The sequence below is a fragment of the Mycobacterium gordonae genome, from assembly GCF_002101675.1.
GTDB classification, from domain to species: domain Bacteria; phylum Actinomycetota; class Actinomycetes; order Mycobacteriales; family Mycobacteriaceae; genus Mycobacterium; species Mycobacterium gordonae.
In genome coordinates this window covers 35,932-46,910 of the sequence record NZ_LQOY01000067.1, presented here as the reverse complement: position 1 = coordinate 46,910, position 10,979 = coordinate 35,932, and the positions used below count along the sequence as shown (strand labels likewise).

Below are 10,979 nucleotides of genomic sequence, written 5' to 3'. Positions count from 1 at the left end.
ATCAGCCCAGAACTCAGTCGATCCCCGGAAGCCGTCAGCCAGCCCGACGAGCTCCATGCGGCCATCAGCACGGACCCTCGGCACGGGCGCGGGGCTCTCGGTTCCCAACCAGCGCGCCAACGCGATGACCGATGCCCACGTTTCCATGACAACTGTTTTGGACCGTGAAAGAGTTGGCATGCGCGTTCAACCGCCCCGGCATGTCTGGAGACTCCATTTCTTGGAAAGGATGGAGTCATGTCAGGTGGTTTGTCGAGGAGGTACCAGCCAGAGCTGCGGGAGCGGGCGGTGCGGATGGACGCGGAGATCAGCGATCAGCACGATTCGGAGTGGGCAGCGACCAGTGAGATCGCCGGGCTACTTGGTGTTGGCACGGCCGAGGCGGTGCGCAAGTGGGTGCGCCAGGCTCAGATCGATGCGGCGCACGCGGGGATCACGACCGAAGAGTCCTCCGAGCTAAAACGACTGCGGCGAGAGAACGCCGAATTCGGAAGGACCAATGCGATTTTCAAGACGGCGTCGGCTTTCTCCGCGGCCGAGCTCGACCTGCCAACACACTAATCACCCAGTTCATCGCCGATCATCACGGTCACCGCGATGGCCCTGATGGTTTGCGGTGGGGTGTCGAGTCGATCTGCACACAGCTGACCGAGCTGGGTATGCCGATCGCCCCATCGACCTATTACGACCACATCAACCGCGAGCCCAGCCGCCGCGAACGCCGTGACGACGAACTCAAAGAACAGATCAGCCGGCTCTACGCCGCCAACTACGGCGTGTACGGTGCCCACAAGGTGTGGCTGGCGCTCAACCGCGAGGGCACTCCAGTGGCCAGATGCACCGTCGAGCAGGGTTTGCCTACGTCGCTTTCGCCACCGACGCCTACGCGCGGCGGGATGCTGGGCTGGCGGGTCGCTTCCACGATGGCCACCTCGATGGTCCTCGATGCGATCGAGCAAGCCATCTAGAACCGTCAACAAGAAGGTGTACTGATCTCAAAGACGTTGTCCACCAGACGGATCGGGGATCGCAGTCAATACACCTCGATCAGGTTCAGCGAACGGCACGCAGAAGCGGGCATCCAGTCCTCGGTCCGAGCGGTCGGCAGCTCCTATGACTGTGAGAATGTTGGCGGCTGTCTGGTCGCCTGACTCGTGTTATGACTGACCCAGCGGTATGGGTGTCCTGGCTGTTGATCTGTCGTCCAACGGGCGGTCGTTCCACCTCGTGCTGACCGAGCGGGCAGTGACCTCATAGAAGCCTGACCACACCAGGTCCCATCGCAGTCCCGTCACCCGACCGGCCAGCCTCAACAACCCGCTGAAGGTCGCAATGACAAGCATGGCAACCACACCTCGCCGCGGTCGAGTCGTGATCGGTGTTGATACCCACAAGTTCGTTCATGTCGCCGCCGCGTTCGACGACTTCGGCGCGGTGCTTGACACCGGAACGTTCCAAGCCGACCGCGCCGGCTATGCCGAGCTGATCGAATGGGCTAGCCACCCGGGCCACATCCTGACCTTCGCCATCGAAGGCACCGGCTCCTACGGAGCCGGCCTGACCGCAGCCGTGCGTCGCAGCGACATCGGTGTCGTGGAGGTAATGCGCACCGACCGGCGCGACCGGCGGCTGCGCGGCAAGTCCGACTTCCTGGACGCCGAAAACGCCGCCCGTGCCGTGCTTGGTAGCCATGCCACCGCCACCCCGAAGACCGCCGATGACACCGTGGATATGATCCGACAGATCAAAATCGCCAAAAATATTGCGGTCAAAGCCCGTTCGGCAGCGATGATCTCGCTGAAGACGGTCATCGTTAACGCCCCAGACGAGCTGCGTGAACAACTGCAGCCCTTGTCCAAGATGGCCCTAATCCGCCGCTACGCCGGCCTGAGGCCAGCTGGCATCAGCACGGTCGAAGCCGCAACCAAGCACACCCTGCGCTCGATCGCCCGCCGCTGGCAGCATCTCAACGAGGAGATCACTGAACACGAGAAACTACTCGCCCAATTGGTCACCGAGATCGCGCCAGAGTTGACCGCAGCATTCGGCATCGGCGCCGACACCGCCGCCGAGATGCTCATCGTCGCCGGCGACAACCCCGACCGGATCCGTATTGAAGCCGCGTGGACCAAGCTGTGCGGCGTGTGCCCGATCCCAGCCTCCACCGGCAAAACCGTTCGCCACCTGCTCAACTGGGATGGCCACCGCCAGGCTAATGCGGCGATCTACCGCACCGTCATCGTGGGCATGCAACACCATCAACCCACCCAGGCGTACCTCGCAAGACGCACCGCCGAAGGCAAGTCCAAGGCCGAAATCATCCGGTGCTTAAAACGCTTCCTTGCCCGTGAGATATGGGCCTCGTGCATCCACTGCGCACCACTCCACAAGCCGAAAAACCAGCCGCTTGACGGATATAGGAGCATCAATGCACTAGCCGAGACGGTCAACGGCCTGTACAAGACCGAGCTGATCAAGCCCGGCAAGCCCTGGCGCTCCATCAAGGACGTCGAGCTGGCCACCGCACGGCGGATCGACTGGTTCAACCACCGTCGCCTCTACGAATACTGCGGCGATATCCCCACCAGTTGAACTCGAAGCCGCCTATTGCACTCCACGCCAGAGACCAGCCGCTGGCTGAAATCTCACATCAGAAAGTCTCCGGACTCACCGGGGCGATTCAGGTGGCGGACAGATCCCTGCCGCCGAACGCGGCGACTTCGTCTTGCCACTGGGCGGTCAGCCGGGTAATCGTGGCTGCCGACAACCCGGCCCCCGACCCAGGAACTGCTCCAGGGCTCCGGCCTGAAATCCCCGCTGGATCGCCCATGCAGGTACAGCAACGGCAACACCTCGGCCATCTGCGGCGACTTACGCGCTTACGCCGGCACGATCGTCGACGAGAACCGCTGCCGCTCAACGGTATCGGGATCAATACGTTTGTCATTGACCCGCGGGGCCTGCACCTTGACCGCCCCCCCGCGGTCAGCACGTCGCGGGGCTAGCGTTGCGCACCCTGTCGCTTCGCAGTACTGTAACGCCCGACACCCTGTACTGTCAGTATCCGAAACTAGAAGTTCGGGGAAAAGGTAACCTTCGTGGTCGACGGGGGCACAGGCTAGATATATAGGGGGTCGTGACCACTATGAGTGCACCGAGTGGGGTCTCGGTATCCGAGGACTCGGCGGATATGTTTCTCGGTGGGGGGAGGGCAGCAACTATTATCGTGGATGACGACATCATCTTCAGCCACTTTCTGGCGAACTTGTCGGGGTCGTTCCCGCCGGGGGAGGAGTTGTTCATTCGGTCGGTGCGCCGGTTTGCCGATGAGGTCACCGATCCTGGGTTGAAGAAGCGGGTGGCCGGGTTTATCGGTCAGGAATCGGTGCATGGCCAGCAGCATCGGGCGCTCAATGACAAGCTCGTTGACATGGGGTATCCGATTGGGTGGTGGGATTCCGAAAAGTTTGTTGATTGGGTGAAACGCATCGAGGAGGTGCTGCCGGCCCGGATTCCGCTGGCGGTGACAGCAGCCGCAGAACACTTCACCGTGGGTTCGCGACCTATGGATGACCCGGTGATCACGGCCAGAGTCATTCTCGTCGAAGACGTCCGGGATCAGACCTTTTCCAGCGTTGGGAGCTGGCGGCGTGTTTTCGCAGATGCCATTTCAATTCGGCAAAAGGCCGTGCTGAGAGGCCGTTCCAATGGTTTGAGTTCATCGTCCAAGTTGCGGTTTTTGATGCAGATGTCGACCCTGCCAACCATCGCAGCTTCTTCGTCCCTGGCGGCGCTAAGCATCTTCACGCTCAACGTGTTGTTGTGCAACGTCGGCACAACGGACATCTCTGGCGCGAGCGATGGGTTGAGCGCTACCACCCAGTATGGTCTGCTGGTCACGGTTTCGGCGGTCGCGCTGTACGTTGATCGGCTGCTGCAGCGCGACGCACGTGGTGCTGTTGTCGAGGGGCATCGGTGACGGCATCCAACGGTTTGTCGGTATACCTTCGTGAACAACTGCGGAAACCGCTAGGGCAGGTGGCCAGCTTCACTCAGATGTGTGTGCTAACCGGCAAGGCGCTTGCACGTCCGTTCCAATGGCGCGAATTCATCCTACAGGGTTGGTTTCTACTCGGTGTGTCGTTCCTGCCAACCGTTATGGTCGCAATTCCGCTCACCGTGCTAATCATCTTTACGCTGAATATCTTATTGGCCGAATTTGGGGCCGCCGACGTCTCCGGCGCTGGGGCTGCGCTCGGCGCCGTCACTCAACTGGGCCCCCTTGTGACGGTGCTCGTGGTCGCTGGCGCAGGTTCTACTGCGATTTGTGCGGATTTGGGCGCTAGGACTATTCGCGAGGAGATCGATGCGATGGAGGTGTTGGGCATCGACCCGATTCATCGACTGGTAGTTCCCAGGGTGGTTGCATCGACCATTGTAGCCCTGCTGCTCAATGGCGCGGTGATCAGTATCGGGCTGGTCGGCGGGTTCTTGTTCGGTGTGTATATCCAGAATGTTTCGGCCGGCGCATACGTTTCGACCCTAACCTTGATTACTGGATTGCCCGAGGTGCTGATCTCGATTGTGAAGGCCACCTTATTCGGGCTTATTGCCGGGCTGGTGGGTTGCTACCGCGGGTTGACAGCCGGCGGGGGAGCCAAAGGGGTGGGCACAGCAGTCAACGAAACGTTGGTTCTTGCGGTGGTCGCATTATTTGCGGTCAACGTGGTGCTGACTACCATTGGTGTGCGGTTCGGAACGGGGCGTTGAGATTGGCTTCCCCGACGGTCGTGCAATCACGTTTCCCACGCGCTTGGAAGCTAGGCGCCGGATGGGTCGGCGCTCCTGGCCGTGCGCTCGACGCCTCTGGTGATGTCGCGCTGTTCGTCGGCGAAGTGCTCCGTTATCTCGGGTTTACCCTAAAGAATTACCGAAAGGAAGTCTTGCGCCTGATCGCCGAGATCGGCATGGGCACTGGCGCAATGGCCGCCGTCGGCGGCACGGTGGCGATCATCGGCTTTGTGACGCTATCGGCCGGTTCGCTGATTGCGATTCAAGGGTTCGCCTCGCTAGGCAATATCGGCGTTGAGGCGTTCACCGGTTTCTTCGCCGCGCTAGCGAATGTGCGTGTGGTGGCGCCAATCGTAACTGGCACTGCTTTAGCCGCGACCGTCGGGGCCGGTGCTACAGCGCAATTGGGCGCCATGCGGATCAGCGAGGAGATTGATGCGCTTGAGGTGATGGGAATCAAATCAGTTTCGTATTTGGTATCTACCCGAGTTATTGGCGCCTTCATCGTCACTATCCCACTATATTCGGTCGCGGTCCTCCTCTCGTTCTTTTCCGCCCAGCTGGTGACAACTTTGTTCTATGCGCAATCAATCGGAACGTATGACCATTACTTCAACACTTTCCTGAGGGTTAACGACTTCTGGTACTCTCTTGCGGAGACGGTCGCCATTTCGGCAGTCGTGATGTTGAACCACTGCTACTACGGATACAACGCCAGCGGCGGTCCGGTTGGAGTCGGCGTGGCAGTCGGGAGATCGATGCGCGCATCGCTAATCGCCATCGTAATGGTCGTGCTAATGGCTTCGTTAGCGATTTACGGCGTCAACCCCAACTTCAATCTCACGGTGTAAATTATTATGGCAACCACAAGCAAGCGGCTACGGCGACTTATTTCGGTCCGAAAGTTAGCGGGGCTGGCTTTGTGGCTCATCACCGCGGTCGTGCTGATCGTCGTCTGGGTCCAGTTCCGGGGTGGCTTCACACCCAAGATAACCTTAACAGCATTGGCTAGCCGGTCGGGTTTGGTCTTGGATCGGGGGGCGAAAGTCACTTACAACGGGGTGGAGATCGGCCGGGTGGGCAGCATCAGCGAGGTGGAGCGTGACGGAAAGCCGGCGGCCAAGCTGCTGCTGGAAATTGCGCCAAAATACGCCGGGCTGATCGCGCTAAACGTAAATGCCGAAATTACAGCCACCACGGTGTTTGGCAACAAGTACGTGTCGTTGAGTTCGCCCAAACAACCTGTGGCCCGGAAGGTTACACCGGCTGACATAATTGTGGTGAGGTCGGAAACAACGGAGTTTAACACGTTGTTCGAGACGGTCATGCAGATTTCAGAGAAGGTGGATCCGGTCAAGGTGAACTTAACGCTTTCGGCGGTGGCTGCAGCGTTAAATGGGCAAGGCGATAAATTCGGGGCTTCGATCATCAATGGAAACACCATACTCGATGACATCAACCCGCAGATGCCTCAAATCCGCCATGATATTCAACGGTTGGCGGATTTAGCCGATATCTACGGGGATGCCTCGCCGGATCTTTGGAGCGCCCTCGATAACGCAGTCACCACGGCGCGTACCTTCAACCAGCAAAAGAAGGATCTGGACGCCGCACTCTTGGCCGCGGTGGGGGTTGGAAACACCGGTGCCGACATCATTGACCAGAGCAGATCGGACCTGCAGCATGCGGTCAGCGACCTGGTGCCGGTGACTCAACTGCTTGACACCTACAGTCCGGAGCTTTACTGCCTTTTTCACCATGGCGCTAATGTGCTACCGAAAGTGACGGATGGGGAGAGCGGCAACGGTTACTCGGTAAGGTTAACAGGCACGATCTTGGGAGGAACAAATGCGTACGTCTATCCTGACAACTTGCCGCGAGTGAATGCTCACGGCGGACCGGGCGGGAAACCGGGATGCTGGAAGACCATTACCCGCGATCTGTGGCCTGCTCCGTACTTGGTAACGGATAGCGGTTCCAGCATCGCGCCATACACCCACTTTGGAATCCCGCAACCGCAGGCCAATGAATACGTGTGGGGCCGCCAGTGGGGGGAGAACACGATCAACCCATGAAAAAAATCACCGCTACGGCAGTGAAGTTTAGTACTGCCGTATTAACTTTAATTGCCGTGACGGTCATCATTGTCGTGGTGTTCGCCCAGTTGCGCTTTAACAAGACCTCCAGCTACACGGCCGAATTCAGTACTGCGAGCGGCTTGCGCGCCGGCCAGTTTGTCCGTGCCTCCGGGGTGGAGATCGGCAAAGTAAGCAGCGTACGGATCACGGAGGGCGGTCATCGGGTGCGTGTGGACTTCGAAGTAGACCGTTCGGTGCCGCTTTATCAGTCGACGACCGCGTCCATTCGCTATGCCGACCTACTTGGGCAGCGCTACGTAGAACTTAAGCGCGGCGACGGTGAAGGGATGGATCGGGTGTTGCCGCCGGGTGGGTTTATCCCGCTGTCACGTACGGAGCCAGCCCTGGATTTAGATGCACTGATCGGTGGTTTCAAGCCGGTGTTTCGCGCGCTCGATCCCGACAAAGTCAATACGATTGCGACCGCGATCGTCACTGTGTTTCAGGGCCAAGGTGGCACGATCAACGATATCTTGGACCAGACGGCGCAACTAACCGCGCAGATCGCTGGACGTGACCAGGCAATCGGTGAAGTCATCTCAAACCTTAACGTCGTGCTAGAGACCACGGTCAAGCATCGCAAGGAATTCGACCAAACGATCGACAACGTCGATAAGTTGATCACCGGGTTGAGCAATCAAGCCGATCCGCTCGCGGCCAATGTCGCGCACATCGGTAATGTGGCCGGCACGCTGGCGGATCTGTTGTCAGACAATCGGCCACTGCTGCAGAAGGCCGTTGGCTATGTGCAGAATACCCTCCAACCGCTAATTGACCGGCTCGACTACGTCGACGGGGTGTTACGGGACGCCCCACAATCTGCGAAGCGTGTCGCGGGTATCGGGGGGCTTTATGGCGACTTCTTCAATTTCTACGCGTGCGACGTCACGCTGAAGGTTGATGGCCTGCAGCCTGGCGGGCCCGTCCGTACCGTGAAGCTTTGGAGTCAGCCGACGGGGAGGTGCACTCCGAAGTGAGAACCCTTCAAGCAATCAATCCGTATCGGATGGGGGCGATGGGAATCATCGTTGCAGCGGTGGTGACCGGAGTAGGGCAAAGCTTCACCAGCATTCCGATGTTGTTTGCCCAGGCAACCTATTACGGAGAGTTCAAAGACACAGGCGGGCTGAACAAGGGCGATAAAGTTCGCATCGCTGGGGTAAATGTCGGCGAAGTGCAGGGATTTACGATCAATGGCAACCATGTAGTCATGAAGTTTTCCATCGGCTCCAATACAATCGGATCTAAAAGCCGTCTTGCGATCCGTACCGATACCATCCTGGGGAAGAAAGTGCTCGAGATCGATCCCCAAGGCTCCCGCGTGCTCCAACCAAATGCGACACTCCCGCTTGGGCAAACCACCAGCCCGTACCAGATCTACGACGCGTTCTTCGACGTCACGAAGGCGGCTACCGGCTGGGACATCAATACAGTCAAACGCTCCCTGAATGTGCTGTCGCAGACAGTTGAGCAGACTTACCCGCATCTGAGTGCAGCACTGGATGGTGTGGCCAAGTTCTCTGACACGCTAGGGAAACGCGACGAGCAAATCCAACGGCTGCTTGCTGACGCTAGGAAGGTGGCAAGCATACTCGGTGATCGCAGCAAGCAAATCGATCGGATTTTGGTTAACACGCAGATCGTTCTGGCGGCGTTCAACGAGCGCAAGAGTGCCATCGACGGCTTGCTGGGCAATATCGCCGCCGTTTCCGCCCAGTTGAAGGGTTTGATCGATGACAACCCGAATCTGCATAACGTTGTCGAGCAATTGAGGACGATTAGCGATCTGCTACTCAAACACAAAAAAGATCTCGTCGAGTGGGCGCCTAACGTAAGCTATTATGCGTCGGCTTTGGCGGAGTCGGTAGCGTCGGGTCCCTACTTTAAGGTGGCTCTGCTGAATCTTGCACCTTTTTGGATGACTCAGCCTTGGGTCGACGCGGCGTTCAAGAAACGTGGGATCGACCCTGAACAATTCTGGCGCAGCGCTGGTTTGCCCGCCTACCAGTTCCCCGATCCTAACGGCACCCGGTTTCCCAATGGCGCGCCACCGCCAGCTCCGCCGGTAAGGGAGGGCACCCCGGACCATCCAGGACCGGCGGTTCCGCCAGGCGCGTCGTGCGCTTACACCCCCGCAGAGGACGGTTTGCCGCGGCCATGGAACCCGCTTCCCTGCATGGGTTTGGGCGCCGGCCCTTTCGGTGGCCCGTCGACGATCGCGCCGTTTGACGTCCAAACGTCACCTCCCGACCCTAATGGGCTGCCACCAACACCCGGTATCCCGATTGCCGGACGACCTGACGAGCCCCCGCCGAATGTGCCAGGCACTCCGGTGCGGCTTCCCGTAAAAGCTCCACCAGGCGCGCGTACCGAGAACCTGGCGCCGGCCGGCCCGACATCACCGCCGTCGACCTTCGCGCCAGGACTCCCCCCGGGACCACCATTCCCGCCGGGCCCGGGCCCGCAGCTGCCGGGCCCATTCATCACCCCGGGCGGAACAGGAGGCAGCGGCGCTGCGACGGGAGGCAGCCAGAATTGAGTACTGTTTTCGATATACGCAAAATTCAACTCCCGAAGTTTTCGCGAACTGCAATCATCGTTGGGTCCTTGGTGATACTGCTGGCGTCTATTACGACGCTGGCTGCTCGGGATTTCTACGAAAAAATGACCAATAACACGGTGGTTGCGTATTTCCCGGAGGCAAACGCGCTTTATGTCGGGGACAAGGTCCAGATAATGGGTGTGCGAGTGGGCGCGATCGACAAGGTCGAGCCGTCGGGTGACAAGATGAAGGTGACTTTCCACTACGAGAAAAAATACAAAGTGCCCGCTGACGCCTCTGCGGTGATCCTCAATCCCGCGCTGGTCGCCTCGCGCGTCATTCAGCTGGAACCGCCCTATGAAGGCGGCCCATCGCTAGGAAATCATGCGGTGATCCCCATCGAACGAACACAGGTGCCGGTGGAATGGGATCAGTTGCGCAATGGTATCACGGACATTATCTCGAAGCTGGGACCTACGCCCGAGCAGCCCAAGGGGCCTTTCGGCGAAGTCATCGAATCTTTCGCGGACGGCTTGGCCGGCAAAGGCAAAGAGATCAACAGTACTTTGACCGGGCTTTCGCAAGCGTTGACCGCGCTAAATGACGGGCGTGCCGATTTCTTTGCCGTGCTGCGCAGCATGGCCTTATTCGTCAACGCGCTATATAAAGATGATCGGAATTTCGTCGCTTTAAATAAGGACCTCGCCGTATTTACCAGTTCACTTACCAGCTCAGATCCCGGGCTTGCGAAGGCACTGCAACAGGTAGACGATATGCTTCCCGCATTGCGAAAGCTTCTAGCGGACAATCGTGATGGGCTAACCCACGACATCAACACCCTCGCCGATGTGACCACCGCGCTGGTTCAACCCGAGCCGCTGAATGCGCTTGAAACGGCGCTGCATGTCTTCCCCCATTTTGCCGCCAACGCCCTCGCAATCTATGAGCCGGCGCACGGCGCGCTGACAGGTGCAATAGCCCTGCCAAACTTTGCCAACCCATTGCAGTTCATCTGCAGCGCGATGCAGGCCGGCAGCCGTATGGGATACCAAGAGTCTGCCGAACTGTGCGCACAATACTTGACGCCGGTTTTGGATGCGATCAAGTTCAATGGACCCCCGGCTGGCATCAACCTGTACCAAACTCCTGCTGTACTGCCCAAACATATCGCATATTCCGAGCCTCGGTTACAGCCTCCGCCGGGGTTCAAGGACACCACGGTCCCCGGGATTTGGGCGCCGGACTCGCCGTTGTCACATGGTAACCACGAGCCCGGCTGGGTCGTAGCGCCCGGTGAGCAAGGCCTCACAGTGGGACCGGCTACCGAAAGCTTGCTGACACCGGACTCGCTCGCTGAGCTGATGGGAGGCCCGGACACGACACCGCCGCCATCAAGGTTTCAGACGCCGCCGGGGCCGCCCAACGCCTATTCCAATATGGGTCCACCGCCGCCGGGCCCGCCACCCGCCGCTGACGCAGCATCAGTCGCGACAGGATCCGGCCAGTGA

At 59.3% G+C, this 10,979-nt stretch carries 6 protein-coding genes and 5 pseudogenes; 10 read left to right on the top strand and 1 reads right to left on the bottom strand.

Annotated features, from left to right (window positions below):
- Positions 1-237: 237 nt before the first annotated feature.
- The 3 pseudogenes from AWC08_RS35115 to AWC08_RS35110 all read left to right on the top strand — a co-directional run.
- Positions 238-1,118 (top strand): annotated as a pseudogene (locus tag AWC08_RS35115) (DDE-type integrase/transposase/recombinase); the annotation flags it as partial.
- Between the two features lie 214 nt (positions 1,119-1,332).
- A pseudogene (locus AWC08_RS10650) lies at positions 1,333-2,217 on the top strand (IS110 family transposase); the annotation flags it as partial.
- A gap of 210 nt (positions 2,218-2,427) precedes the next feature.
- A pseudogene (locus tag AWC08_RS35110) lies at positions 2,428-2,641 on the top strand (integrase core domain-containing protein); the annotation flags it as partial.
- Between the two features lie 42 nt (positions 2,642-2,683).
- On the opposite strand, the pseudogene AWC08_RS10645 reads toward AWC08_RS35110, so the two are convergent.
- Positions 2,684-2,998 (bottom strand): annotated as a pseudogene (locus AWC08_RS10645) (transposase); the annotation flags it as partial.
- 190 nt (positions 2,999-3,188) lie between these two features.
- Between AWC08_RS10645 and AWC08_RS39595 the strand changes: the two are divergent.
- The 7 genes and pseudogenes from AWC08_RS39595 to AWC08_RS10610 form a co-directional block, all read left to right on the top strand.
- Positions 3,189-3,550 (top strand): annotated as a pseudogene (locus tag AWC08_RS39595) (metal-dependent hydrolase); the annotation flags it as partial.
- 506 nt (positions 3,551-4,056) lie between these two features.
- A complete protein-coding gene (locus AWC08_RS10635; protein ID WP_085981747.1) occupies positions 4,057-4,770 on the top strand; it encodes an MlaE family ABC transporter permease in 714 nt (237 codons plus the stop codon).
- A gap of 110 nt (positions 4,771-4,880) precedes the next feature.
- Positions 4,881-5,642 (top strand): ABC transporter permease, encoded by a 762-nt coding sequence (locus tag AWC08_RS10630; RefSeq protein ID WP_371869965.1) that lies wholly within the window; start codon positions 4,881-4,883, stop codon positions 5,640-5,642.
- 6 nt (positions 5,643-5,648) lie between these two features.
- Positions 5,649-6,866, top strand: a complete 1,218-nt coding sequence (locus AWC08_RS10625; protein WP_007172259.1) for an MCE family protein — start codon at positions 5,649-5,651, stop codon at positions 6,864-6,866.
- A complete protein-coding gene (locus tag AWC08_RS10620; protein WP_007172260.1) occupies positions 6,863-7,906 on the top strand; it encodes an MCE family protein in 1,044 nt (347 codons plus the stop codon). Before AWC08_RS10625 ends, AWC08_RS10620 begins: the two co-directional genes overlap by 4 nt.
- Positions 7,903-9,468: a virulence factor Mce family protein gene (locus AWC08_RS10615; protein WP_007172261.1), complete on the top strand. Its 1,566-nt coding sequence runs from the start codon at positions 7,903-7,905 to the stop codon at positions 9,466-9,468. Before AWC08_RS10620 ends, AWC08_RS10615 begins: the two co-directional genes overlap by 4 nt.
- A complete protein-coding gene (locus AWC08_RS10610; RefSeq protein ID WP_007172262.1) occupies positions 9,465-10,979 on the top strand; it encodes a virulence factor Mce family protein in 1,515 nt (504 codons plus the stop codon). Before AWC08_RS10615 ends, AWC08_RS10610 begins: the two co-directional genes overlap by 4 nt.